The sequence below is a fragment of the Paenibacillus nanensis genome, from assembly GCF_003583765.1.
GTDB classification, from domain to species: Bacteria; Bacillota; Bacilli; order Paenibacillales; family Paenibacillaceae; genus Pristimantibacillus; species Pristimantibacillus nanensis.
Genome location: NZ_QXQA01000001.1, coordinates 67072 through 92132, shown reverse-complemented (window position 1 = coordinate 92132; position 25061 = coordinate 67072). Strand labels below are relative to the sequence as shown.

The window sequence follows — 25061 nt, the reverse complement described above, 5'->3', positions numbered from 1 at the left end:
AACCATGAACAACAAACCGCTCGTCTACTTCCTCTGTACCGGCAACTCCTGCCGCAGCCAAATCGCGGACGGCTTTCTGAAGGCGCTCGGCGGCGATCAATACGAGGTGCGAAGCGCCGGTCTTGAAGCGCATGGCCTGAATCCCCGCGCAGTGGCGGCGATGCAGGAAGCCGGCATCGACATCAGCAGCCACACTTCCGATGTCATCGATCCCGAGATGTTGAACCGCGCCGATTATGTCATTACGCTATGCGGCCATGCGGATGAGCACTGCCCCGTTATCACGAACCGAAACGTCGTGAAATGGCATTGGGGCTTCGACGACCCTGCCAAGGCAGCCGGGACGGAAGAGGAAATTACGGCGAAATTCCGTGAAGTTCGGGACGCGATCAAGGACCGTATCCGCGAATTCGTGAAGACGGGCAAATAAGGCCGGCTGCTGCGGCCGCGCAAAAAACAGGGATCCCTCGCAGGATCCCTGTTCGCTTCTATGCTTCCTTTTTACTGGCCGTAAGGCGCTCCGTCATACCGTCTGCTTCTGTCCGATCTGAACCGGTTGTAGTAAAGCCCCGTTATCGTCTGGATCACAAGGAACACCACGATGTTATATTCCATCTTGTAGCCTCTTTGATAGTCGGTCAGTCTCATCCATTCGGACACCCACTGCATAGCGAAAGCTACGATCGTCCAGCCGACGATATAATAAACGAGCGTCTTTTTTCCGATTTTCAACACCTCGTAGAAGTAGATGAAGAAATAAGCGAACGTCGCAAATAGAATGTAGACCAGCAGGTCGGTCAATTCATACCGGTCCGAATCGTTCACAACGTAGAAATCGATCAATCCCCCGCCGATCGTAAAATCGAAAAAGGTCGAGCTCGCAAATCCCCACACCAAAGCAAGAATGCGCCATTTGGCCTCGACCCGCTTCGGCAGCAGAAGAACTGCCCCGTATGTAAGGATCAGCATCGCCATAATGTACCATTCGTTTCGGTCAAAATGCTCCCATAAAATCACGCTTTTGCCTCCATATTAAGCAGCTTTTCGATACAAGCGCAGCAGCAAATAGGTCGCCAGCTGCAGGGCCACAATTTCGATTGCTTCCAGCCAGAGGTTCCACTTCAAATAGCGGATGACCTCATAGGCAAGCATGACGCCGTCGAGCGCCAGCAACAGCACCAGAGCTCCGCCTGCGCATAACAGCCTTCCCGCGACCGACTGGAAGCGAAACACTAAGTTCATCAAAATAACATAGATAAACGGGATCAGCACGCTCCTGTGTAACACATACCCCGTAAACAGCAGCCCATCCTTTGTGATTGATATCAGCTTCAGCTCTTCCGCCACGATCCAGGCTATATTGATGCCGAGGGTGAGCACCACGAGATACACGAACGTGTTCTCAAGGACCGACAGCTTTTTATACATGCCATAAATAATAAACACCGCTAACCATGTCAGCACAAAAATAAGGACGAATCCCACCAGCCGCACTCCTAACCGATCGAGAGATATCCCCATTTTTCCCCATCCGCAAGGTGCGCATACTACGGCAAAAGGAAAAGGCGCCCCCTGCATGCAGGAGAACGCCTTCCATCCTATCCTTTAACTCTCATTCACCCATACCGATTGCCAAAAGCCCGTCTCCGGATTATAGACGAATTGCCAATACTCCGTATCCCGAATCGAGAGCGTCTCCAGCTCCGGTTTGACCCACGGCTTCCTCGCCAGCAAGGCGGTCTGCTCCTTCCGTTCCATGAACGTTTTCCCCTCCTTTCGTTAAAATGATCCCGCTCCCGTAAACACGCCTCGGACGAAATCCATCTTATTCATCGGCCCTTCCGTATTTCCCGCTTGGTCCACGCTGTAATATTCCACCGTCATCGTTGTTCCGGCGTGTACCTGGAACTGTCCCGTATAGGCGGTCCACTGTCCGCCGTTAATCCGGTATAGCGTCTTCGCAACGCCGGAGCCCGGCTCGGAATCGGATGCGCGCAGCGTTACCGTAAAGCCGCTGATGTACATCTGACCGGCGTTGTTGCGGGCAAAGATCGGGTCAAAATGGTACAGCGTAACCGGCGCGGACTTATCGAGCTTCAGCTCGATCGACTTCGCGGTCTCTACGTTCCCCGCATTGTCGGTGCTTCGGTATTCGTACGTATAGACCCCGTTCTGCTGAATGACGATCGGACTCGTGTACACGGTCCAGTCTCCGCCGTTCACGCGGTATTCGATATGCTTGACGCCGGAGACATACTCCTCAGGAGCTGCGCTGCTGACCCCATCCGTCGCCGTCAGCGTCAGCGTAATGTCAGCGCGGTGCCAGTTCGTTGCCGGGTCGGCTCCTGCTGCGGACGAGGCTTCAGCCGTCGTCACCGGCGCGACCGTGTCGACAGGGTCCGGATCCTTCAGCTCGTATAACTGCTCGATCTCCTGTTCGGTGAGCGGATAGTTGAACATCCGGAAATCATCCATGAGTCCCTTATAATATTCCGTCGCTCCCGGCGGGTCGAAGCCGATCGTCAGCTTATAATCCGTATTCTCGAAGACGCCTTTCCATGGAAGCTGCGCTTTGAACTCGCCATTAATATAGTATTTGGCCATTGTGCCGTCCCATGTCACGGTAGCCATATACCATTCCTCATCCGGCATCGGCGTATTCGGGAACAGATGGGTATAGCCTGAACGGTCGCCGCTCACTAGACGCATGCCCGGCGAATCGCCGCTTGAGTTATGCAGGAAGGAATACGGCCCATATTCCGCGGTATGGCCTTTGGATAGAATCGGCGCATAGTGGCCGCCTCCATCTATTTTGTAAATCCACATTGAGAAGCTGAAGGAATCTGACAGGTCGAGCGAATCGCTGTCCGGCACAAGCACGCCGCTTCGGCCGTCGAACTTCGCAGCCTGACCGATAATGCCTTCTACAAATGTCGGTTTGCCGATCGTCTCCGTTCCGTGATTGCCGTTGCCCGAGGAATCCTGGAAGTTGCCGTCAAAGGTGTAGAACGCGATCTGCCTCGGCGTCTGCTTCGCGCGAGCGGTAATCTGGACCGTATCCTTCCCGACTCCTCCGTCTTTATCCGTGACCGTTAGCGTTGCGTTATAAATGCGGTCCGGCGCATCCTTCTCCAGCTCCGGATATGTGTGGTCAAATTGGCAATAAGGCGCAACAGAAGTAGAGGTTGTTCCGTCGTCATAATCCCAGTGGCACATTAGTTGTTCATTTCTTCCCGGATCTTGCATACGGACTGTATTTCCTTGATATCTTTGGCCGCCAAGAATAGTTGCATCGACGCCTGCATTAACGGTAGGCGCGACATTTTCAATGGTTACCGGTTTCGTCACTTGATAGGTCTTGCCGTCTTTGGTAACCATCGTCAGCTTCGCGTTATAGCTGCCGTTGTCCGAATAAGTATGACCGACGGTCATGGGTTGGCCTGTCGCGTTCGATTTGTCGCCGAAGTCCCACGTGTTTTTCGATACGATGCCCGCGTCCCCGCCTGCCGTCGTATTAATGAAGGTTACGTATTCGCCTTCCTTGTTATTCTTCGGCCAGACCTCGAAGTCGACAGGCTCTACCGTTTGCTCCAGCGTAAAGCTGTTCGACTGACCGTCGGCATCCGTTACGGTAAGCGTAACTGGGTAGGTGCCTGGACCCGGGAACGTATGCGTCGGCTCCCGCTCGGTGCTGATCGGACTATTGTCGCCGAAATCCCATTTCCATGACACAATATCGTTATTTTTATCCGTGGACAAATCCTTGAACGTGACGGTTTCCCCGCCGATTTGCCCCGTCTTCACCTTCAGCTGCTGGGTTGAAATAATTTGGCCGCCTCCTTGCGCGGAAAGAGGTCTGTACAAAATGTATTTCGCCTTCATCGGCTTCGGCAGAAGGAACTCTTGCTGCTCCCCGTTGTTGGCCAGCGTACCGGTAATGACGGTCGTGAACGCCTTCGCATCCAGCGTGCTATCCGAAACCGCAATCTCAAAATCCTTCACCCGCTGCTCGGCATAGGAAGTACGCGGTTTGATCTGAATGCGGTCAATGAGATACGATTCGCCGCCCGCTAAGCCGATTTGAACCCACTGATTGTCTTTCGATCTAGTCGCCCAAGGGTTGTGGTAGCTGAACTTCAGCATATTCTCCGCGCTGTGGCCGGAGTCGTAATTGCTTGATACCGCCGCAACCGAGGCGCCCTCTTCCAGTAGCGCGACGTTTTTCCCTGCGGTCACGGGATTAAAGAAAGCTTGGGGCTTCTCGGAAGCGCCGATTTTAAAAGAAATCTGCTTGTCGGCCTCCACATTGCCGGCGTGATCCGTACTGCGGTAAGAGATGGCGTATTCGCCGTCCTCGCTGTACGTGAACGGAGCCGTGTAGGTCTGCCAGCCGCCGCCATTCACCCGGTATTCAGTTTCGGCAATCCCGCTGCCCGCATCCTCTGCCGTCAGCGTTACGGTAACCGGGGTTCTATAATAGCCGCCCGTACCGTTCGGCTCGGATGGAGACAAGGTAGCGGCCGTAACCGGCGCCGTCACATCGTCCGTAGTCCAAGCTGCGGCTGCCGTGTTCGAGGTGAGCCCAGCAACCTGTGCGACGATTTGATCTTCGCCTTCATTCGTTCCCGTATAGTGGAACGTCGCGACGCCGTTATGATCCGTCTTCTCCGTTAACGATGTCGGATTCGCGCCGGTAACGGTAAGCATAACCGGCGTTCCCGCGACCGGCTGGCCTTGCTTATCCAGCACCTTCGCCTGCAGCGTATGAACCGCGCCAAGCGAAAGGGTCTTGCTCTCCGGAGCGAGGCTGACCGATGCCGGCGGCTGCTGCTGCACAACCTTCGCCGTCCAGCTCGCCAGAACCGTTCCGCCCAGCGGATTCGAATCGGAGATGAGGGCATCGATCGCATGAATGCCAACCGTTGTCGGCGTATACGTAAACGTCGGGCCTTCATGCTCTGCAGCCGCTCCGTCGACAAACCATTGAATCGTAATCGGATCGTTATTCAAATCGACAGCGGTTACGCCGTAGACTTGCGCTTCTCCGACATGCTGCTCGACCTGACGTTCCGGCGGTGACAGCTCCACGATGGCCGGAACCGTATTGACGTCGGATACTCCGATTTGCGCATAGTGAATGGCTTGTTTGCCGTTGGCTGCCGTTACCTTTAATCCGACGAGTCCAATAAACGGCTTCGTGTAGGTGTAAGTTACCGATACGCCGGCTGCATCATCAAAAGCCCCGTCGCTGTCCAAATCCCATTCATAGGCGGTAATGCCGCCTTTACCGGTAGAGCTCGCACCGCTGAACGTAATCGGGCTGCCTTCCCGTCCGGAATAAGGACCGCCGGCGTCCGCGTAGGGTTCGTCATTCGGTACGGTGGGATCCTGCAGCATTTGATTAATGAGCGTCACGACATGATTGCTGAAGGCAACAAGATGAGGACCGAATTCATTATAAGTATCAATAAGAGCAGAACCTTCCGCTAGCATTGCCGATTTGGCGAACTCGAAATCCATTGCGAGAAAATCGGTTTTAAATTGCGCGATCTCACTATCGGTGAAGCCAAGCGAGGCAAAGGCTTGCAGCTCCTCCTCCGTAAAGTCCGATGCCGCTACTCGTTGCTGAAGCTCTGCCAAACTGGCGGCTTTCTCGTTCAGCGCTGCGCTATCCTTGGCAAAAGCTTGATTGAATTGGTTGATTCTCGTGTTCGTTTGCTGAATCTGATCCAGCAGCAATCCGATGTTGTCGCTAAGCGCCTTGCCGTGTGTCAGCGCCCAGCTCACATCGCCCGTCGCTTGCGCGCCTTGGTAACGCTCGAGCAGCGTCCACATCTGCCGGGTAATGGCCTGCTCATTGGCCGCCTCGTTCGCTAGAGTCTGCATCGCGATCTGCAGCGGAGCAGGGTCTTGAAAGTCGATAAGCGGCCTCTCTCCGAGCGGCGTAAGATGCTTGTAGTCGGGATCCGGCGGATCATCCTTGATCCCTTTATAATGTTTGGCCTGATTGGCGAGCTGAAGCAGCGCCATCGTGCGCGGATCTTGAAGTCCGCTGCGCATGAGGAAGTCGACAAACTTTTCGTTCGGATTTCGGCCCGCATCGGCCGCTTTCTGCAGCTTGAACAGTTTATCGGCGTACTCCCTATACTTCTCCCATCTCTCCGCCAGCTTCCCGGCATCTTCCTTCAGCTGCGTCAGATCAAGCGGAGGAACCTGGCCTACCGTGTACTCGACCTTAAACGCCGGGTCGATTACGCCGTCGATCAGAGCGTTGTACTTGCCGTCCTGACATTCATCGAATACGATCGCGTATTCTCCGGGAGGAATTTTCCCATCCGGCCCCGTAAAGCCAATCGGCTCCGAGATGAAGATGCCGCTCGATATCGACATAACGGTATTCGGATCACCGCCTCCCACATCCTTGAGCTCATCCCCGTCGTTCAGAATGCCGAGACTGCCGCTCTCTACAATAAACAAATCTGTCCATGCGTTTAACCCGTCCGGGTTCCCTTCCGGACAATGCGGGATGATCTGCATTTTGCCGGTATGGATCACGATTTCCGTGTTGCCTCCGAACGTCTTATACGCATCCCCCTCACCGGTCCACCAAATCCACTGGCCGAGCCCCGTGCTCGCGCTCGCAGCGCCTGGAAATATAGCGCCCAGCAGCAAAGCGCCCGATAATAAAGCTGCTGCTATTTTCTTGCGTAAAATGTCATTCACTCCCTTTCGATTCTGAAATTTTATTTCACCCCGCCTCAGATTGGATGAAATAAAATATGCCCTCAATAACTCTACCAGTCGCTTCCATAATTAACAATGTTGGAAAAAGCAAGAAAACCCGCTCGAAAGTTCGTTATAAAGAACAATTTCACCCTCTCTCTCCTTCTCGCTAATCCGCACGCATTATTTCACGAAATTCTGCGGGGAAAGAAAGAACGGCCAACCCCCATTCGGGAATTGACCGTTCCTGAAGCTTTATTCCGTTACAGCCTAACCAGTTGCCATTTCTGCGCGCCCGTTCCGTTATCATTCCAGATCTGAACGTTCGTGCCGTCCGCGGTGCCCGACGACGAGACGTCGAGCGCCTTGCCGCTGTTCACGTTGATCAGCTTATAGGTCCCATCCGCATTTCGAATGATGTTCCACTTCTGCGCCCCGTTGCCGAGATCGGTCCACGCTTGGACATTCGTCCCGTCCGCCGTTCCAGAGCCCGCCACATCAAGCGCCAAAGCGCTGTTCACATTGATGAGCTTATAGGATCCGTCCGCATTCTGATAGATTGTCCATTTCTGCGCGCCTGTGCCGTTATCGGTCCAGATTTGCACATTGGTTCCCGGTGCTGTCCCCGCGCCGGACACATCCAGCGCTTTGCCGCTGTTCACGTTAATCAGCTTATAGGTTCCCCCCGATACGATGGCGCTGGAAGGAGGAGGCGTCGTGCCGCCTTCTTGGTAGACGCGCACATAGTCGACGTACATTTTGGCCGGGAAAGCGGTGGAAGCATTCGGAGAGCCGGGCCAGTTCCCACCTACCGCCATGTTCAGAAGGAGGAAGTGATCCTTATGGAACTCTTCCGTCGAATTAATGTTGTTCGCGATATTCGCCTCTCTGAACTGTACGCCGTCAACGAACCATTTGATCGAGCTCGGCGTCCATTCGACGGAATACACATGATACTGCGTCACGTCGATCGCGTGGCTCGGTCCGCCGTAGGAGGCGTGTCCATTCGCATCCCAGTGCATATAACCATGCGTGTTGGATTCGTTGTTCACATGCTCCATAATGTCGATTTCGCCGCTTCTAGGCCAGCCGACCGTCGTAATGTCGGACCCGAGCGTCCAAAATGCCGGCCATAATCCCTGCCCAACAGGCAGCTTTATTCTGGCCTCGATTCTTCCGTATTTAAAGCTCTTTTTCCCTTGAGACTTCAGGCGAGCCGACGTATAATTCATCCCGCCGTACGATTCCTTTCTTGCTTCGATAACCAGGTTGCCGTTCTCGATTCGCGCATTCTCCGACCGGTTCGTATAGTACTGAAGTTCGTTATTGCCCCAGCCCCCGCTGCCGGTGCCGATTTCAAACGTCCAGTTATTCGTGTCGATCGTCGAACCGTTGAACTCATCGCTCCATACCAGATTGTACGCCGCTTCAGCTCTCGTTGCAGGCAATAAGGTTACTAACAATGCCAAGACCAGAAATAAAACATACGGCTTCCTGCCTTTTAACGCATGAATCATACGATCACTCCTCTTTCCTTTGAGATGGTTTCGCATACTCGCAGTGCAAGGAAATCCATATTCATAACGTCTCAAGTCTATTAGTGAAGCGCTTTCACTGATTTGAGTGTAGCACGCCCGCTATGCATTTACATGGGAAATTATGACTGAATACGAAATAATATTTATGTGCGCTAAGGACTAGCGGAACGGCTCTCCACCCTCAGCTTTTGTCAAAAATAGAAGAAAACCCGGCCATCGAGCGACCGGGTTTCTGCTTGGAATATTATAGCCATTACACGTTCTTGAACGCAATCCATTCCATCTGCAGGCCTGGCTTCACGAATTCAAGCTTCAATTCATAAGAGCCCGCCTCCAGCTCGACCTTCCCAAGCCTCTGCTGAATCCAGTTGCCTGCCGTGCCGTTCGTTTGAACGGTCGTCATCAATTCGCCGTTCAGGAGGACATTGCATACGCTCTGCGACCAGAACGTGTCCGCGGACATGACCTTCACCACGATGCGGTATTGTCCGGCCTCGTCGACCCGGAAAGACGCAGGGCCTTCCGCCGTTAGACGAACCTCCGCGTTTTCCGAAAGCGCCTGCGCGCCAGCAGCCGCAAGCGCCGGGTTTGCCGCGAACGAAGGAACCTTCTCTTCCGTCTCCGGCTCTCTAGAGAAGACCGGAGCGCTCATTAAGAAGCGGCAAATATTCATCGCGCAGCGCTGCAGCTCGCCGCGAGTCAAGGCGCCGCTTTCCAGGGAACGGATCGTATTATCGTTAAGCACATTAAACTCCGCGCCGTAGTTCGTCACAACCATGAACAGATCGTTCTGCGAACGGACCATTGCGCTCGTATTCTGAATATCGGAAGGCCCGCCTTCGACCGGATCGTTCATTCTCGCCCACCAGTCCGTCATGACGATGCCGGAGAAGCCCCATTCTTTGCGAAGAATCGTCGTATTCAGGTCGTAATTGGAGGCTGTCCAATGACCGTTCACCGGGTTGTACGCCGTCATGATGGAATTGGCGCCGCCCTGCTTCACCGCGATTTCAAAGCCCTTCAAATAGATTTCCCGCAATGCGCGCTCCGAGACGACGGCATCGACTTGTGTCCGGTATTTCTCCTGGTTGTTGCATGCAAAATGCTTCAGCGTGCCCGTAGAGCCGCCTTTCAATATCCCCCGCACACATGCCGTCGCGAACGCTCCCGTAACGAGCGGATCCTCCGAAAAATATTCGAAGTTGCGTCCATTCAGCGGATTGCGGCGAATATTCATGCCAGGCCCCAGCAGCGTATCTATATTATTGCTGAGCAGCTCTTGGCCTTCCATGAAATACAGCTCTTCCACCAGCTCCACATTCCAGGTAGCGGCAAGCAAAGTGCCAATCGGAACTTGAGTCGCTTTATGCCCGCTGTCCATCCGAATGCCTGATGGCCCGTCCGCCGCGCATGCAATCGGCACGCCGTAATGCTGAAGGCGCTCGCTTACCCCGCCGAATGCCGAAGCCGTACCCGGCGTGACGAGCGGACTGCTCATGCCTTCGCCCCTCACCATCGCGGCAAGATCCTCATCGCTGAGCTGCGCGATGAACGTCTCCAGGCTGATTGTCCCGTCGTGGACATCCTTCAGCTTGTAGCCTTTATCGCCGGTCTGCTCCAGCGTCTCAGGAAGGCTGCTTGCGATCCGGTCAGCCAGTGAAACGCTGCGCTTCGGCACCTCCTCATACATCAGCTCATACGAGCCGTCATCCTTCCGAGTCCCCGGCTTCATTCGGGTGAACGCTTCATTCGGCGCCAGTGCCTCCTCCAGCTGCTCTACAACTTGCAGCGACTCTACGAAGAAGCCGACTTGTCCGTCGACCGCAATTTCCTTAACATTCCGAACGCTGTTCCCCGCATAAAGACGATAAACTCCGGCTTCCAAGACGTAAGCCGAACGATGTCCGGTCACGCCGCCGTCATCATACGAAGCCATCGAATGGACAGGGAAGCTCACGGTGATAACCTGCGCTTCTCCAGGCTGAAGCTCCTTCGTCTTGCCGAATGCCGCGAGCGCCTTGGCCGGCTTCCCCAGCAAGCCTTGAGGCGCCTCATAGTAGACTTGGACAACCTCTTTGCCCGCATGCTCCGTGCCTGTATTCGTAACGGTAACGTCAACCTCGATATAGGCTTTCCCGTCCTTTACCGTGCGCCTCGCTTCCTTCGGATTCAGTTCGAATGAGGTGTAAGACAGCCCGAACCCAAATGGGAACTGCACTTTATCGGGACAAAACGTTTCAAAATACCGGTATCCGACATAAATATCTTCCTGGTAAAGGTTCTTAAACTCATTCCCATAATTGCGGGTCGAAGGATAATCATGAATCGAGTAGGCAATCGTATCGGTTAGTTTGCCGCTTGGCGTCACCTCGCCGGCGAGCACGTCGGCAATCGCGTTGCCGCCTTCCATACCGCCCTGCCACGCGTAGATGACACACGGAATCGGATGCCCGTACGCTTCGTCGTTCAACCAGCTCATGTCAATGATGTTCGAGACGTTCAGCACGACCGCCGTTTGCTCGAAATGAGCCGACACAACCCTCAGCATTTGCTTCTCTTCTTCCGTCAGCTGATAGCTTCCCGGTTCATCCGCGTTATCCTGGTCCTCGCCGGCGGTGCGGCCGATGACCACGATGGCCTTGTCGGACTTGCTTCTGGCTTCCTTCACCAGCTCGTCGGTGAGCGGCATCTCCTTCTGATGCCAAGGCTCCGCGGCCCAGCCCCCTCCGCCATTGTCGAAAGGATTCTGCTCGATCCACTTCTCATAGACCGAAGCCAACTGCTCATTTACGGTTATATTCGTTTTGCTCCGGAGACCGTCCAGCAGGTTGGTCGTATACGCCACATTCACGCTTCCGCCCGAGCCGGTGCCGCTCCGGTAATAGTTCACCTGCGTGCGGCCGAAAATGGATACGCTTTCGTTCGGACGTATAGGAAGAACTTGTCCGTCATTTTTCAGCAGGACGGCTCCTTCCGCCGCCGCTTTTCTGCTAAATTCCGCAAAGCCCTGTAAAGGAATTCCGTAAGTTGTCGCGCCCACCGTATCTCCTCCAAATTTTGTCGTCTCTATCAGTATAGCAAAGATGTATGTTTAGGAGGAATAAGAGTCTCCTAATCTAAAAATCAATGAATCTACCGCTTCATTTATCCAATCCTCTTAATAGTTTCGGAATAAGATAGATTATCTCCGGTGGAAGGGGGGAAATACGCATGAGTAAAGCAGAAATTAAGCATCGCGGCGGATTCGACGACTTTGATGATAACGGTGACGTTATTTTTGAAGGCGACGAGTTCGTATTCGAGGACGACGGTCTCGGCGGCGGTTTCGGCGGTCTCGGCGGCGGCCGCAGACGCAGAAGAATCCGCAGACTGAGACGTATCCTGAGACGTCTTATCAGACGCCTGCGCAGATTGATTCGCCTCGGCGGACGCCGTCGTGAGATCCGCAGACTGAGACGTTTGATCCGTCGTATTATCCGCATCATTCGCAGACTCGAAGACGAATTTTAAGTTTAAGTAATTTGAACGGCTAAATACAGAGCCCGTAAAGCTGGACATGCGTCCTCTTTACGGGCTTCTGTTTTACTGCTGCATTATTACTACGGCGTTGCTCCCATTCCAGTACCGCCTGTGCCGCCGGTCGTTCCGCCAGTTGCATCGCCGGTAGTGCCGCCAGTTGTACCGCCTGTAGTGCCGCCGGTTGTCGTTCCGCCCGTAGTGCCCCCGGTCGTTCCGCCATCCGTCGTGCCCGCGGTGTCTGGGGTTGCCGTCGGCGTCGGCGACGTTGTCGGCGCCGGCGAAGTCGTCGGCGTTTCCGTAGCGGACGGAACCGTAATAAGACCTCTTTCCGCCATCGTATTAATGATTTTGATGACTTCGGCTCTTGTTACCGGTTTGTTTGGCTTAAAGCTGCCGTCCGGGAAGCCTTCAACGATTCCGAGGTCGGAGCCCCATTGCACATTGTCGGCATACCATTCGCCAGTCGTAATATCGTTAAATTTTTTGCCGTTGTTCCCTGCATTGCCGCCTGCATTGCCATTGTTCCCGGCGTTGCCGTTGTTGCCCGCGTTACCATTCGCATTGCCATTGCCGTTGTTCGTTTGGTCTAACCCTCTGTAGTTGCCATTGTTATAATTGCGGTAATTCCCGTTGCCTAAAAGGCTTCGGTTGCCATCGTAATAAGAACGTGTCGTCATGCCATTTTGATTGTTCGTGCCGCCATTTGTACCGTTTGTGCCATTCGTGTCGTTGGTGCCACAGCCTGCAAGCAACATTGTAGACAAAGAAATGACTGCGAAAGGAATACCGATTTTTTTCAAGACGAACCCTCCTTAATGGGATTGGCTAATAGCTTCTCACCTTAGAGAGGGCTTTACACACTTAGATATTTCCTGCATTGCAAGTGCAAGCTATTCCGGAGGCTGCTCATAGACCGCGTACGTATTTCGTCCCGCTTCCTTGGCTTGATAAAGGGCAAAGTCCGCGTGTTTAATCAATTTCTTCGGATCCAGGCAGTCCGTTCCATTAAAGAAGGCTACTCCAATACTTGTCGTAATCCGCAGGTCTACGCCCTCGATGCTCCATGGCTCGCGAATCGCTTCCAAAATTCGTTCGGCAACATTGAGCGCATGCGCCTCCTCCCGAAGGTCCTGCAGAAGAATAACGAACTCATCTCCGCCGAGACGGGACACCGTTGTTGTCGAACCGGAAATGACATCGCTTTCCCTAATGCAGCTCTGAAGACGCTTCGCGAACCCCTTAATGACTTGATCTCCATAATCATGTCCAAGCGAGTCGTTAATATCCTTGAAGTGATCGCAATCCAGCACAAGCACGGCAAATGTCTTTTTACTTTCACGGTTCGAAGCGATTAACTGCTCCAGCCGACTCATAATCAAGCGCCGATTCGGCAGACCGGTTAATGAGTCATGATAAGCCATGTACTGCAGCAGCTTCTCATGCTCCATATGGTCGGTAACGTCACGCGAAACGACCAAGATATGATTCAGCCGGCCGTCTTTGGTTAACACCGGTGTCATGCTTGCATCCATCCAGATCCAATCTCCGCCCGCCGTCTGCTTGCGGATCACAACCTTCTCCGCTTCCTTCGATAACGTTAACCGGACAAAGGCCTGCTGCAGCTTCATAAAGTCCTCGGGATGCGTATCCATAAAGATCGTCTTCCCCAAATAGTCGGACGGCTCAAAGCCGAGCACGATATGATGCGACGGAGACGCATACGTATGAATGCCGTTCGGATCGAGCAGTTTAATGACATCAAGCGTATTTTCCGCAATCAACCGGAAACGCTCTTCGCTTTCCTTCAAGGCTTCTTCGATAAGCTTCCTTCGGCTGACATCACGCGAGACGCATAATATTTTCTCAATATGTCCATCCGCATCAAGGATCGGATTAGCGAACGTCTCTACATATAACGGCAGCCCATCCGGATTGTTCAGCTCTAATTTCGTTTCAAAAGCGACGGGCCTTTTGGTTTCCATTAGTTCTTTATATTTTGCCAAAACAGCCTTCTGATAGGCCGCATCGACCAAATTGCCGGCCATGTTCTCTTCATACTCAATCGGATTGACGCCAAGCACCGTCAAATACGAAGGCGAAGCATAGGTCACCTTCAAGTCCGGATCCACAATCGCGATCAGATCCGTCATATTTTCCGCGATCAGCCGGTATTTCTCTTCGCTTTGTTTCAGCTCTTTCACGGCGAGCTTCCGCTCGGTGATATCGCGGTAAAATACCGTTGTGCCGAGAATGGTGCCCTTCTTATCGTAGATCGGCGTATAGGAAGCCAAAATGTCCAATAGACGGCCATCTCGCGTCATACGTTTCGTCTCGTGATTGACGATCTTCTCTCCCCTTAAAAGCCGGGCGATAATCTCCTCGCGGTCATCATCCATACAATCGGGGACGATCGAAACTTGAGGATCCCTTGGGTCTTTCCCGATCATCTCTTGCTCCAAGAACCCGAACATCTTCTCAAACGCTTTATTGGCCTTTAAAATATGACAGTTCCGATCCAGCATAAAGACAGCCTCGGTCGTATTCTGCCAGAACGTTTCGAGCTGCTCCTTCACTTCGCGCAGCGCCTCCCGCTGCTCCTTCTCGACCGTTATATCTTTGGCAATGCCATACACGCCGACGATATTGCCGTCTGTCACGACGGGAATATTCTGCACATTGAGATCGACACGGCGCCCGTCTCGATGAATAATAGCGGATTCATACGATTGCGGCTGGCCTTGCTTCGCCAGATGAAATTGCTTAATCGTCTCCGCAATATACTCCGGCTGCACGATCGGCAGGAGCGGCTTGTCCTGCAATTCAGCGACGGCGTAACCTGCGACCTTCTCGAACGCTTCGTTCGCGCTCAGCAGCTTCCCTTCCAAATCGAGGGTGTATACGGCATCAGGGTGACGATAAAACAGAGATTCATAGCGCTGGCGGCTGATCTCCAGCTCACGCTCGGCGTCTCTTCGCCTCGATATATCCCGTACCAGCGTAAACACGTGGGTGCAGTTCCCCTGTTCATCGAAGATCGGATGGATGATCGATTCGCCATAATAATCCGTATTTCTTATTTTGTCCTCAAATATGACCGGCTGTTTCGTTCGGACGGCGCGAGCGGTCTGCTCTTGAAGGAACTCACCGAACTCGTTCGGGAACACCTCTTCGATCGTTTTGCCATAGGACTCTTCCGTCATGCCCGTAGAATGGAATGCCGCTTCATTCATCAGCTCATAGCGGAATTGGATGGCGCCGCCGTCTTGTTCGACGCTCATTAAGAAAATAAGGTCCTTCATCTGCTTAAAAAATTGATAGATCAATGGAGCATTCTGGATGAAAATTTGTTTGGAAAAGGATAACATGCCGCTCCACCGCCTTTATGTGTTTTACTATCCACTCTACATGATTCGACATGATTCGCCAATACGGGTTCTTTTTCCAAACGCGGACTCCGACTCTTCCGTCTCCCATCCTTACGGATATTTAGTCGGATGAAAGGCAAAAATACGTATGACTGCTACACCTGGAAGGAAGAACGCCGCCTATGGTCGTTGTGCTGTTTATTTGTTTGGCGTGGATATTCATCCTTATCTTCATCGGCCTGTTCCGCAAGCTTCCGCTTGTCGTCAATTCCTTATTATTTATGGCGATCGATATCGTCCTCACGAATAAGCTGACGATTATCGGTTTTAATTCGAGATCCTTCCAGCTGAACACAGGCATTCTTCCTTTTATCGCCCTGATTTTACATAACGACTTTATCGTTCCCTTCGTCCTGCTCACCTTTGCCAATGTTTTTCTCGCAACGCCAAAAATCGCCGTCCGCATAAGCATTGCGCTCTACGCGTTCTTCGTCCAGCTCCTGCTTGGTCTGGCTCTCCGCTGGCATAATATTCTCATCGATAAAGATTGGAATTTCGTCAAAGAATCCGTCATGATCTTGTTGCTCATGTTATTTACCTTGGTACTCGGGAGGCTCTTTCAACGAATGGCTAGGAAGGAGGGCTGGGTCCGTTAATGAAAACCATCATTTATGACAATCAATTTAACGGTAATGAACTATTTGTTCTTGGATTGATCATTGCAGGCTTCTCGATGATCTGGCTGCTGCCGAAAACCTTTTCGCCCCTGCAGACCATTTTTAATTTGATGATTGGCGTTACGTTCGGTCTTATTTTTGACCATACCCTCCACGTCCCGCCGTTCGATCTATACGATACGGGCGATTCGTCCAAGTATGAATGGTTCGATATTCTATCCTATTTGATGTATTCGCCATTTGGCTATCTCTTTATATATGGCGTTGAGCGGCTCAGGATAAATGGAATAACCGTTATCGGGTACATCGCCTTATGGACTTGCTTCTCCATATTGGTGGAGTGGCTTGGCGAAGAGGTTGGATTATTCCACTACAAGAACGGTTACAAGCTGTTATACTCCATCCCCATCTATTTGGTTCTGCAGAGCATCCATCTGGCGGCGTACCGTGCAGTGTTTTCGCCAAAGCGCTGGTTGCGCCGCCGAGTGAGATAAGCTTAATCCAACACGCCATCGAGCGTGTTTTTTTTCTTTTCTCCCCGTTCTGCAGGCCAGTGCGGACTTAGACCTAAGGCCAGCGTAAAGGAAATGCCCAGGAAGGTATAATCTGGATAAAAGAGAGCGGAACTGTAAACTAAGGAGCGGGAGAACCTTTTATGAAAAAGAAGCTTTGGCGGATCGCCGGCGGAATACTGGGCGCGCTTATCATAACGGGGGCCCTCAGCCTCTACTTCGTATGGCAGAATCAATTAGGGAAGGCGCCTGATCTGGACCCGGCCAACCGCGAGTTGTGGAAATCGCAAGCCTACCATTATATTCTCGAAACGGATTACCAGCATGTCACGCTTTACAATTACACGGCTAGCTCCGTTTTGCCTTTCGCCTACGGCCATATGGAGCAGGATGGAACGGTATGGATCGATAAGCTTCACGGAAACGCCCTCTTAAACCTGTTCATGTGGAGCCCGATGCCGATCGGCCGGTTTCAGAATGGCGAATTGATCGATGACATTGGCTATACGAAACATTTCGAACGCATAGATGATATGCCTGAAGCCGGTATTAATCGTTTCTCTAAGGATCCGGTCCAAAGCTTTGAGACATTCTGGCGAATCTTCGATGAAAACTATGCCTTGTTCGAGATTCATCCGGCCGACTGGAAGAAGCTTTACGAGGAGTACCGCACGCAAGTTACAAGCGATACCTCCGATAAGGAGCTGAAACGAATCTTCAAAGAGATGCTTCAGCAGCTCAATGACGGCCATACGCAGGTGATTGTCGGGATGAAGGGGATCTCCTCCAAGGCGGAGGAAGACCCTAGAACGATGTTTTATAGGAATCACAGTAAAGAGATAAAAGAAATCATTCGAAAAACGTACTTCCCCGAAGGCTTAAACCGTCAGCTTGGCGGGGATATCCGTTACGGACTGACTGAACAGGGCATCGGTTATGTTGCGGTCGACTCGCTCGACCATTTCGATATGAAGGAAGTGAACCCGGCTCTCGATCAAGTCGTCCAGCATGTAAGCGGCGCGGATCGCATCATCGTGGACTTGCGGTTGAACGGTGGCGGCTCGGACGCCTTCGGTTTGGCGCTCGCCAGCCGCTTCGCTTCCGGCGAAACATTGGCCTATACGAAAACAGCCAGGCACGATGCGGAATACGCCAGCTTCCTTCCGCCGACGCCAATTTATATCGAACCAAGCGAACAACGGTTTACTGCCTCGAAGGTCATCGTCCTCACCAGCCGCTTGAGCGCTAGCGCCGCGGAGACGACCCGTATGGCGTTCGGGGAGCTTGACAACGTCACCGTGATCGGCGAGACCACGTATGGCATATTCAGCGATATGATGTTCGGCATTCTTCCGAATCAATGGTTCGTTACGTTAAGCGGCGAAAAATATACGGATGCTAGCGGAACGTCCTATGAAGGCGCCGGCATACCGCCGGATGCTGAAGTCATCTACACCGAAGTCGATTTGGACGCGGGAAGAGATCCGGTCATGGCGAAAGCGATAGAACTCGCGGAGTAGAACTGCCGTGTTGGACAAATTCGTTGTCCGCAGCAAAATGAAGCAAGCGGTTTCCGGTAACATGCCGGAGACTGCTTGCTTCAGCTTTTTAATAGAGGATAGGTAAACTTATATGGCTACTCCTCCGCGTAGCGGTCGAATAGAAATCCGTCAATCATGCGGCGATCTGATTCCCATCAGCCAGCTATGCCCTTCCTCACAGCTGCTCGCCGCAAGCTTTCATAAACCGCATGAACATAACCATCAGCACGATCGACCAAATAAAATAAGCGATGGCCGCTGCGACGAACAATGGCGGAATGAGAATGAGAACATAAAGCAAAAGACCGGCGGACTGAAAAACGAGAAAGTACGTCCATTTTTGCGAAGCTTCCTGCTTCAGGTCGTACCGCCCCCGATTCACCGCCATCTCCTTGATGCCCATTAGCAAATGATGCATGATAACGAGGATGAGCACGAGCGACACTAGGCCTACTAGGATCCCGAGCGGATTAACGTTAATGCCTCCGCCTTGGGCAGGCCTTTCATAAACGCTGAACAAGGAGACGATTAGCATAACCAGATTATACATCTTTCCCTTAACGAAATAACCGCTATAACCGGAAAGCGCCTGAAATCCTAATGCGAACAGAATAAACCCCACCACGTCCGGCAAAATATCAAAGCCCTGAATCCTGAAGTCGAGCATCACGAACAAGAAGCCCCAAAAAAAATAGTTGAATCCTTCTTTTGCCATATGCCCCTCCTTTAATCCTTATTTAACCTATATACGGATCAAGGGTGGAAACATTTCACTTTTTTGTAACTTACATAAACCCGAGCCTTCGTGACTCCTCGTCTGTTAACCATTCACGGCTCTTTCCTTTGGCGTGATCCGACTTCATTTCGTCAATGATCCGTTCAACGTTCGCTTTGCCCTCATCATGCATCTTCCGCCGGCATCATTTTTAGTGTCATCTTATACTCCTTTCACCGCCGCAAGCGGACGGCACTTGGCGACGACGTCGGCAAGCCGCGCCTGCACGACGCTGTCGATAATTTGGTCTACATCTTTGTAAGCCTGAGGCGACTCGTCGATGATCGCCTCCAGCGCCCGGTGATTCACGACGATTTCATCGTCTTGGCCGATGCGCAGCGAAGAAGCGAATTCATTCACGGTAACAAGCTGCTTCGTCGCGTTGCGGGAGCGGACTCGGCCGGCTCCATGGCAAATCGAGTAGTAATTGCGGGCCCCCTCCGGAACCCCCGCCATCAAATAAGACGCCGTCCCCATCGAGCCGGGTATAAGCGCGGGATGGCCCGTTTCCTTGTAAGGCTCCGGGTTGCCGGGATGTCCGGGCGGCAGCGCGCGGGTCGTCCCTTTGCGGTGAACGAGATAAGAATCTGACCCGTGCGTTTCCTCGCAAGCGTAATTGTGCATCAGGTCGTACAATGTCGTTAGCTCCGTCTTGGATCCGAACGTTTCCCGAAACGCGTCCCGCACGGCGTAAGCGAGCAGGTGCCGGTTCACAACGGCAAAATTAAGCGCCGAATACATCAGGTTGGCGTACATCCGCCCGGCTTCGCTGTCCAGCGGCGCAAAGACAAGCCTAGGATCGGCCGTGCCAAGCCCCAGCCTGCTCATCGTCTTGGCTACCTCCGATCCACTGAACTGATTCACCGCACCGCCCCAGGCCCGGGAGCCGGAGTGGATCATTACGACGACCTGGCCGTCCTTCAGCCCCCACCGCTCCGCAATAGAACGATTCGCTTCATTCAAGCTGACGGCCTGGATTTCGATAAAATGATTGCCGCCCCCAAGCGTGCCCAGCTGGCGATGGGAGCGGTGCCATACCGGCTCCGGGATACGGTTTAACGCGTCTTCGTCAAAAGCAAAGCGGCTGCTTTCCACATGCGTCATGGATGTCGCCTTCCGCGGCGTATAGGCGTCCGGGACATATTTGCCCGGCAAGCCATGCAGTCCTTTCAGCAGCACATGCTCCAGCCGGATATCGGAAAAATGGCCTCTCGCGTGGTTTTCAACCGGAATCCGCCTCTCGATCGCCTTGACCAGCTTCCTGCGGAGCTTCACGTCCTGAAGATCCCTCTCCTGTAAGCTCGTCAGATGCACTCTCATCCCGCAGCCGATATCGCTTCCGACGATAGACGGCGACACGAATCCCTCCTCCGCTCTCCATACAGCCGTCGTTCCGATACAAGTCCCTACGCCAACATGGGCGTCCGGCGTGTAGCTCATATAACGGATATTCGGAATTTGCAAATTGTTGTTCGCCATCTCGAGCACCTTGGCCCCCATGGCATGGTATAAGTCATGATGAGCGAATACGTGAAGCTCCCCCGCAGGGAGATCGATTCGCCGATAATAGTTGGTATCCATATATACAGATCGATTCCTTTCCTCATTCGATGGATTGGCTCCAAAAAACACAAAAAGACCGTAAGCCTAGGTCGCTTACGGTCTTCATGCATGTGAAAGCAAAGGCATCCTCCGCTTTGGAGCGCGCGGAAAATTCCCTGTCATTTCAATGCTTGGGCCCGTAGAGGCCGAAGGACAATGAACAAACGATTCAGTTGCGGCATTACGGCGTCTAAGCAGTTGTACATTCCGATCATGTCGAGTCGGCCTCCTTTTCTGTAAGATATGGATAATAATAAACGCATCGGCTGACATTTTCAACGCAGAAAACAGCTATGAGACATTCTCTACCTGGGCTCCCCGGTTACCCTTTATCCTTCGGGCAAATCGAACAATACGAGCGCTCGCCCTCCGTCTGATAATAGAGACAACAGGTCTTGCGGATTCGAAGCGGCTGCTCATAATCCGGCAGCGTCACTTTGGGCGAGTCGAACTTGGCCAGCGGGTTCGATTTCTCGCCGAACAATTCGCCCGGCGCGGAGAGCAAATAATGATAGTCTTCTCGGATGCGCGCCTGCTGGCTTGAATCGGCCGCTTCGCCAATTCTTTTCTCATACAGCCAGTAGATGTTAACGGCCGTATTCTCCCACAGGGTGGCGGCCGAGACGCGGTTCGCCTTCGATATCGCGCGCCACAGCTTGGCTATGTTGCCGGCGAACAGGCCGCGGAGTACGCGGTCCCGCCATTCATGGCGGCCCCCATCCTCAGCAACGCTCATCTGCCAGTCGTTCAAGCGGAGCTTCGGTATCCAGACGCCATCCTCTCTAAACATCGACTCCACATGGCAGTTCTCGATCGACGCGTCCAACCCTTTGTTATACATGGTCATGGCGTACAGCACCGGCGTCGCGGCCATATAGCTGTACCGCTTGGCGAACAGCGACCCGCCCACCGAGCCTGCGGTTGCGCCGAACAGTCCGGATATCCGGCCAATATAGCCAGCACATTCCGTTTCGTCCAGCAGACGAGCTGAAGCTACGGAATGCGCCCGGTCCGCCGAAGCCTCGGAAGTTAACCGGAATTGAGCGGTTAACGGTTCAAGCTCTTCTCGTGTAAATGATGTTTGCAAGGCGATTGGCATCTCGCAGTTCTCCCTTACAGCTTATTGATGTCGGTTGCGGTAAAGCAAATAGATAAAGAACGGAGCCCCGATACCCGATACGAACACGCCGGCCGGAATATCCATAGGCAGAAAAGCGGTCCGCGCGACGATATCCGCAATAACCACAATCATGCTTCCGATCAAGGCCGATACGGGAATCAAATACACGAACGAGCGCCCGACCAGCTTCCTCGCCATATGCGGCGCGATAAGCCCGACGAAGCCGATCCCTCCCGCGAACGCGACGGCCGAGCCGGCCAGCCCCACGCTGATCGCCAGCATGACAAGCCGGTGCAGCTGCACCCTGACGCCAAGACCGGATGCCGCCTCATCCCCCAGCTCCAGTACGCCCGATGCTTTGGCGAACAATACAGACAGCGGAATGAGCGCCACGATCCAAGGTAAAAGCGAAAAAACATCGCTCCACTTGGCGCCGTATACGCTTCCCGTCATCCAAAGATATGCGCTGCTCGTCGAGTAATTGTCTCCCATAACAATCATCATCGTCGTCAGCGCCCCCATGCAGGCAGCCAAACCGATGCCGACCAGCACAAGGCGGACGGGCGTCACGCCCTTTTTCCAAGCCAAGGCATAGATAAGCGCGGACACGACCGCCGCGCCGGCGATCGCCGCAAAAGGCAGCCACTTGATGCTTACGCTGCCCGACAAGAACGTGATAAAAAAGACGGCGGCAAAGGAAGCGCCTCCCGTTACGCCGACCACATCCGGCGAGCCGAGCGGATTGCGGACCACCCCCTGCATAATCAGTCCCGCGGCGCCAAGCGCTGCTCCAGCCAGCATCGCCAGCAGCATACGCGGCAGCCGCAGCGTATCGATCACAAAGGTATGCTCGCCGTTTCCCGCGCCTAGCAGATGCTTCACCACTTCAAGCGGGTTCAGCATCGTGCTGCCGACCGACAATCCCGTCAGGAACAGAAGAGCGGTCAGAATGATCAGGACGGCGAATACCGTAACAAATTTTTTGAGCAGCATCGAGGTTACCGCTTCCGAACGGCTGCGATTCTCATAACGGAGGTCAGGATTCATGTTCGGCCGGCCCTCCTTCGTGCCAAGTAAATAAAAAATGGCGTTCCGATCAATGCGGTCATGACGCCGATCGGCATCTCCTGCGGCATAATGACGAATCTAGCCGCTATATCGGCCAGCAGCAGCAAGCTTCCTCCCAGCAAGGCGCAGTACGGAATGATCCACCGGTAGTCGATCCCTACCAGCCCGCGCGCGATATGAGGGATAATGAGACCGATAAATCCGATCGCGCCGCCGACCGAGACGGAGCCTCCGGCCAGCAAGACGATGACCACGATCATCGCGGTTTTGACCCAAATCGTTTTTTGCCCCAGTCCTTTGGCTACATCCTCGCCCGATGTCAAAATATTCACCGAGTGACCCATTACCAAAGCGGCGATCCAGCCGCCGACCATAAAGGGCAAAATCGGAAGCAGCATTTCGACCGACCTGCCGGCAACGGAGCCGGCGAGCCAGAACAGCACGCTTTCCAGACTCTGCTCGTCGGTGACCAGCACGCCCTGCGTTAACGAAACGAATAATGCGGTAATCGCTGCGCCCGCAAGCACGAACTTCATCGGCGACATCCCGCTTCTCCCGGCGGAGCCGAGCCCATACACCATCAGAGCGGCCGCCGCCGCCCCCGCGAAAGCGATCCACATATAATGAACCATCGAGCTTACCGAAAAGAAGGCCGCGGCCGCCACGATAAAAAAGATGGCGCCCGAGTTAATGCCGAAGGTGCTGGGCGACGCCAGCGCATTCTTCGTCAAAGCCTGAAGGAGCGCCCCGGCTATCGCCAGGCTCGCTCCAATGACCGCCGCTATCGCTGAGCGCGAAAGACGCGAAGTGGTAATGATGACGTGCTCCTGCACCGATTTGTCGTAATGGAACAAAGCTTCCCACACGACGCTGAGTCTGATCGGCGTTTGGCCAAAGGCCAGACTTGCCGCAAAAGCGGACAGGAAGAGAAGCAGCGCGAATCCCAGCCCCAACCATTTCGCTCCTGCTCGGGGAAATAAATGCGTCATCTTTATTTCTCCAGTTCAAAATGTTCGTACAGCTGATCCAGCAGCAGATTCGCGGAAGTGATTCCGCCGCCCAGATTCCATACGACCTCGTCGATCTGATAAACCTGGTTCGCTTTCACGGCTTTCAGGTTTTGCCAAAGCGGGTGATTCGTCCATTCCTCATACGTTTTCTGGACCGCCTCTTCATTGCCCGGATCGGATAGGAAGACGAAGAACACATCCGCATCCATACTTGGAATGCTCTCTTTGTCCGTCAGCTTCACAACGACTGTTCCTTTCTCGGCTTCCTCCTGCTGATAGCCCGAACGGACAAAGCCCAGCTCCTCCAGAATATCTCCCGCATAGCCCGTCACGTATATACGCGAATGGTCGGATCTGAAATTGAGCACCGAGGTTTCGATCGGCCACTGGTCGCCCAGCTTCGCCGCAATTTTCGTTTTGAAATCGGCAACCCGCGCATCCCAATCGGCAAGCAGCTTAGCCGCCTCGTCTTCTTTGTTCAACGCCTGGCCCATCATCTGAACCGTATCTTTGAATTTGAATACCGTCTCGTGCGTAATCGTCGGAGCGATTTGAGACAGCTGCTCGTAAATTTCCTCATGACGAAGCTTGGATGCAACAATTAAATCCGGTTTCAGCTTCGAAATTTCCTCCAAATTCGGCTGCGTCTCCTCGCCGACAAGCGGAATGCCGTCCAGATCCGCCCTCAAATATTCGTATACCGGCTGCTCAGCCCAAGACTCCACGATGCCGACAGGCTTGACGCCTAGAGCAATCGCGATATCGTTTGCGCCTTGATACAGCGTAACGACTCGCTGCGGCGTGCCCTTAATTTCCGTTGTTCCCATCGCGTGTTCAATCGTGCGAACATCCTGCGCTTCCGCTTTATTCCCGGCATTTTGCGCATTTTGGTTCTCGCCGGCCGTTTCCTCTTGCTGCGTTTGCTGCTCTCCCCCATTTTTCGGACTGTTTTGTCCGCAGGCCGCGATGACGAGCGCAACCATCAGTAATAACACCATAATGGCCGTTCCCTTTTTAGACTTGAACATGATAAACTTCTCCCCTTCAAAAATAGGTATAGAAAATATCGACCGATAATCATCTCGCAGATGCTTACATGGTGACGTGTATCAGAGAGGACTTGCAGCCTCATAATTGATAATGATTATCATTCTATGCATGATCATACTGGAAGGGGCTTCTAGTGTCAATGGCTTTTAATTAAATTATTTTCCAGTCATGCAAAAACCCGGCCTTGAAAGGCCGGGTCTAATGTCAGGGTCATCCTGATTGCGAAGCGACTTTTAAATTGAGAATGACTACGCCCGCGATTATGAGCAGAATTCCAGCGACTGTCGTTACACTGACAGTTTCTTTCCAAATCACGACTCCTACGATTGCAGTAATCGCGGTGCCTGCCCCTGACCATATCGCGTAAGCTGTGCCTAGCGGAATATGCTGCAGAGACAAGGAGAGCAAGTAGAAAGCGAGACCAAAGCTAATGACCGTCGCTATACTTGGATACAGCTTCGTAAATCCGTCCGATGCCTTGAGCATGGAAGTGCCCAACAGCTCACTCAAGATTGCAAACGTTAGAAATAAATAAGCTTTTATGCCGATCGCCTCCTAGTC

20 protein-coding genes are annotated in these 25061 nt (G+C 53.2%); 5 read left to right on the top strand and 15 right to left on the bottom strand.

Annotated features, from left to right (window positions below):
- The first annotated feature begins 4 nt into the window (after window positions 1–4).
- Window positions 5–430, top strand: a complete 426-nt coding sequence (arsC, locus tag D3P08_RS00420; protein WP_119597467.1) for an arsenate reductase (thioredoxin) — start codon at window positions 5–7, stop codon at window positions 428–430.
- Window positions 431–501: 71 nt separating this feature from the next.
- Here the strand turns inward: arsC and D3P08_RS00415 are convergent, their stop codons facing one another.
- From D3P08_RS00415 to D3P08_RS00395, 6 genes are all read right to left on the bottom strand, one after another.
- Window positions 502–1017, bottom strand: a complete 516-nt coding sequence (locus tag D3P08_RS00415; RefSeq protein WP_119597466.1) for a hypothetical protein — start codon at window positions 1015–1017, stop codon at window positions 502–504.
- Window positions 1018–1032: 15 nt separating this feature from the next.
- On the bottom strand, window positions 1033–1485 hold the full coding sequence (locus D3P08_RS00410; RefSeq protein ID WP_119597465.1) for a hypothetical protein: 453 nt from the start codon (window positions 1483–1485) through the stop codon (window positions 1033–1035).
- Between the two features lie 120 nt (window positions 1486–1605).
- Window positions 1606–1758: a hypothetical protein gene (locus tag D3P08_RS27150; RefSeq protein ID WP_162848308.1), complete on the bottom strand. Its 153-nt coding sequence runs from the start codon at window positions 1756–1758 to the stop codon at window positions 1606–1608.
- A 21-nt stretch (window positions 1759–1779) separates the two neighbouring features.
- Entirely contained in the window at window positions 1780–6723 is a 4944-nt protein-coding gene (locus D3P08_RS00405; RefSeq protein ID WP_119597464.1) for an OmpL47-type beta-barrel domain-containing protein, read from the bottom strand.
- Between the two features lie 263 nt (window positions 6724–6986).
- A complete protein-coding gene (locus tag D3P08_RS00400; protein WP_119597463.1) occupies window positions 6987–8240 on the bottom strand; it encodes an RICIN domain-containing protein in 1254 nt (417 codons plus the stop codon).
- Between the two features lie 274 nt (window positions 8241–8514).
- Window positions 8515–11301: a glycoside hydrolase family 3 C-terminal domain-containing protein gene (locus D3P08_RS00395; RefSeq protein WP_119597462.1), complete on the bottom strand. Its 2787-nt coding sequence runs from the start codon at window positions 11299–11301 to the stop codon at window positions 8515–8517.
- 170 nt (window positions 11302–11471) lie between these two features.
- On the opposite strand from D3P08_RS00395, the gene D3P08_RS27480 reads away from it, so the two are divergent.
- On the top strand, window positions 11472–11771 hold the full coding sequence (locus D3P08_RS27480; RefSeq protein WP_206098902.1) for a hypothetical protein: 300 nt from the start codon (window positions 11472–11474) through the stop codon (window positions 11769–11771).
- An 89-nt stretch (window positions 11772–11860) separates the two neighbouring features.
- On the opposite strand, the gene D3P08_RS00385 is transcribed toward D3P08_RS27480, so the two are convergent.
- Together D3P08_RS00385 and D3P08_RS00380 are read right to left on the bottom strand one after the other, a co-directional pair.
- On the bottom strand, window positions 11861–12580 hold the full coding sequence (locus D3P08_RS00385) for an S-layer homology domain-containing protein (RefSeq protein WP_119597461.1): 720 nt from the start codon (window positions 12578–12580) through the stop codon (window positions 11861–11863).
- Between the two features lie 90 nt (window positions 12581–12670).
- Window positions 12671–15145: a sensor domain-containing protein gene (locus tag D3P08_RS00380; RefSeq protein WP_119597460.1), complete on the bottom strand. Its 2475-nt coding sequence runs from the start codon at window positions 15143–15145 to the stop codon at window positions 12671–12673.
- A gap of 182 nt (window positions 15146–15327) precedes the next feature.
- Here D3P08_RS00380 and D3P08_RS00375 point away from each other — a divergent pair, with 182 nt between their 5' ends.
- The 3 genes from D3P08_RS00375 to D3P08_RS00365 all read left to right on the top strand — a co-directional run bounded on the left by D3P08_RS00375 (window position 15328) and on the right by D3P08_RS00365 (window position 17854).
- Window positions 15328–15801 (top strand): hypothetical protein, encoded by a 474-nt coding sequence (locus D3P08_RS00375; protein ID WP_119597459.1) that lies wholly within the window; start codon window positions 15328–15330, stop codon window positions 15799–15801.
- Window positions 15801–16316, top strand: a complete 516-nt coding sequence (locus D3P08_RS00370) for a hypothetical protein (protein ID WP_119597458.1) — start codon at window positions 15801–15803, stop codon at window positions 16314–16316. Before D3P08_RS00375 ends, D3P08_RS00370 begins: the two co-directional genes overlap by 1 nt.
- Window positions 16317–16477: 161 nt before the next feature.
- A complete protein-coding gene (locus D3P08_RS00365; protein WP_119597457.1) occupies window positions 16478–17854 on the top strand; it encodes a S41 family peptidase in 1377 nt (458 codons plus the stop codon).
- Between the two features lie 196 nt (window positions 17855–18050).
- Here the strand turns inward: D3P08_RS00365 and D3P08_RS00360 are convergent, their stop codons facing one another.
- The 7 genes from D3P08_RS00360 to D3P08_RS00330 form a co-directional block, all read right to left on the bottom strand.
- Window positions 18051–18590, bottom strand: coding sequence for a hypothetical protein (locus D3P08_RS00360; protein WP_119597456.1), 540 nt, complete (start codon window positions 18588–18590; stop codon window positions 18051–18053).
- 222 nt (window positions 18591–18812) lie between these two features.
- Window positions 18813–20231, bottom strand: a complete 1419-nt coding sequence (locus D3P08_RS00355) for an RtcB family protein (RefSeq protein WP_119597455.1) — start codon at window positions 20229–20231, stop codon at window positions 18813–18815.
- A 343-nt stretch (window positions 20232–20574) separates the two neighbouring features.
- On the bottom strand, window positions 20575–21351 hold the full coding sequence (locus tag D3P08_RS00350; protein ID WP_119597454.1) for an IucA/IucC family C-terminal-domain containing protein: 777 nt from the start codon (window positions 21349–21351) through the stop codon (window positions 20575–20577).
- A gap of 21 nt (window positions 21352–21372) precedes the next feature.
- The gene (locus D3P08_RS00345) at window positions 21373–22419 is read right to left on the bottom strand and encodes a FecCD family ABC transporter permease (protein ID WP_119597453.1); all 1047 of its coding nucleotides are present in this window, start codon (window positions 22417–22419) and stop codon (window positions 21373–21375) included.
- Window positions 22416–23429 carry a FecCD family ABC transporter permease gene (locus D3P08_RS00340; RefSeq protein ID WP_119597452.1) on the bottom strand — a complete coding sequence of 338 codons (1014 nt, stop codon included), beginning with the start codon at window positions 23427–23429 and terminating at the stop codon, window positions 22416–22418. The genes D3P08_RS00345 and D3P08_RS00340 overlap by 4 nt, the downstream gene beginning before the upstream one ends.
- A gap of 2 nt (window positions 23430–23431) precedes the next feature.
- On the bottom strand, window positions 23432–24478 hold the full coding sequence (locus D3P08_RS00335; protein ID WP_119597451.1) for an ABC transporter substrate-binding protein: 1047 nt from the start codon (window positions 24476–24478) through the stop codon (window positions 23432–23434).
- Between the two features lie 232 nt (window positions 24479–24710).
- A complete protein-coding gene (locus D3P08_RS00330) occupies window positions 24711–25043 on the bottom strand; it encodes a DMT family transporter (RefSeq protein ID WP_119597450.1) in 333 nt (110 codons plus the stop codon).
- Between the last annotated feature and the right edge of the window lie 18 nt (window positions 25044–25061).

Excerpts from the sequence above, each read along its gene's own strand:
- D3P08_RS00340 (WP_119597452.1), bottom strand. The coding sequence starts at position 23,429 with ATGACGCATTTATTTCCCCGAGCAGGAGCGAAATGGTTGGGGCTGGGA.
- D3P08_RS00375 (WP_119597459.1), top strand. The coding sequence starts at position 15,328 with ATGGTCGTTGTGCTGTTTATTTGTTTGGCGTGGATATTCATCCTTATC.
- D3P08_RS00355 (WP_119597455.1), bottom strand. The coding sequence starts at position 20,231 with ATGGATACCAACTATTATCGGCGAATCGATCTCCCTGCGGGGGAGCTT.
- D3P08_RS00360 (WP_119597456.1), bottom strand. The coding sequence starts at position 18,590 with ATGGCAAAAGAAGGATTCAACTATTTTTTTTGGGGCTTCTTGTTCGTG.
- D3P08_RS27150 (WP_162848308.1), bottom strand. The coding sequence starts at position 1,758 with ATGGAACGGAAGGAGCAGACCGCCTTGCTGGCGAGGAAGCCGTGGGTC.
- D3P08_RS00345 (WP_119597453.1), bottom strand. The coding sequence starts at position 22,419 with ATGAATCCTGACCTCCGTTATGAGAATCGCAGCCGTTCGGAAGCGGTA.
- D3P08_RS00365 (WP_119597457.1), top strand. The coding sequence starts at position 16,478 with ATGAAAAAGAAGCTTTGGCGGATCGCCGGCGGAATACTGGGCGCGCTT.
- D3P08_RS27480 (WP_206098902.1), top strand. The coding sequence starts at position 11,472 with ATGAGTAAAGCAGAAATTAAGCATCGCGGCGGATTCGACGACTTTGAT.
- D3P08_RS00380 (WP_119597460.1), bottom strand. The coding sequence starts at position 15,145 with ATGTTATCCTTTTCCAAACAAATTTTCATCCAGAATGCTCCATTGATC.
- D3P08_RS00335 (WP_119597451.1), bottom strand. The coding sequence starts at position 24,478 with ATGTTCAAGTCTAAAAAGGGAACGGCCATTATGGTGTTATTACTGATG.
- arsC (WP_119597467.1), top strand. The coding sequence starts at position 5 with ATGAACAACAAACCGCTCGTCTACTTCCTCTGTACCGGCAACTCCTGC.
- D3P08_RS00350 (WP_119597454.1), bottom strand. The coding sequence starts at position 21,351 with ATGCCAATCGCCTTGCAAACATCATTTACACGAGAAGAGCTTGAACCG.
- D3P08_RS00370 (WP_119597458.1), top strand. The coding sequence starts at position 15,801 with ATGAAAACCATCATTTATGACAATCAATTTAACGGTAATGAACTATTT.
- D3P08_RS00400 (WP_119597463.1), bottom strand. The coding sequence starts at position 8,240 with ATGATTCATGCGTTAAAAGGCAGGAAGCCGTATGTTTTATTTCTGGTC.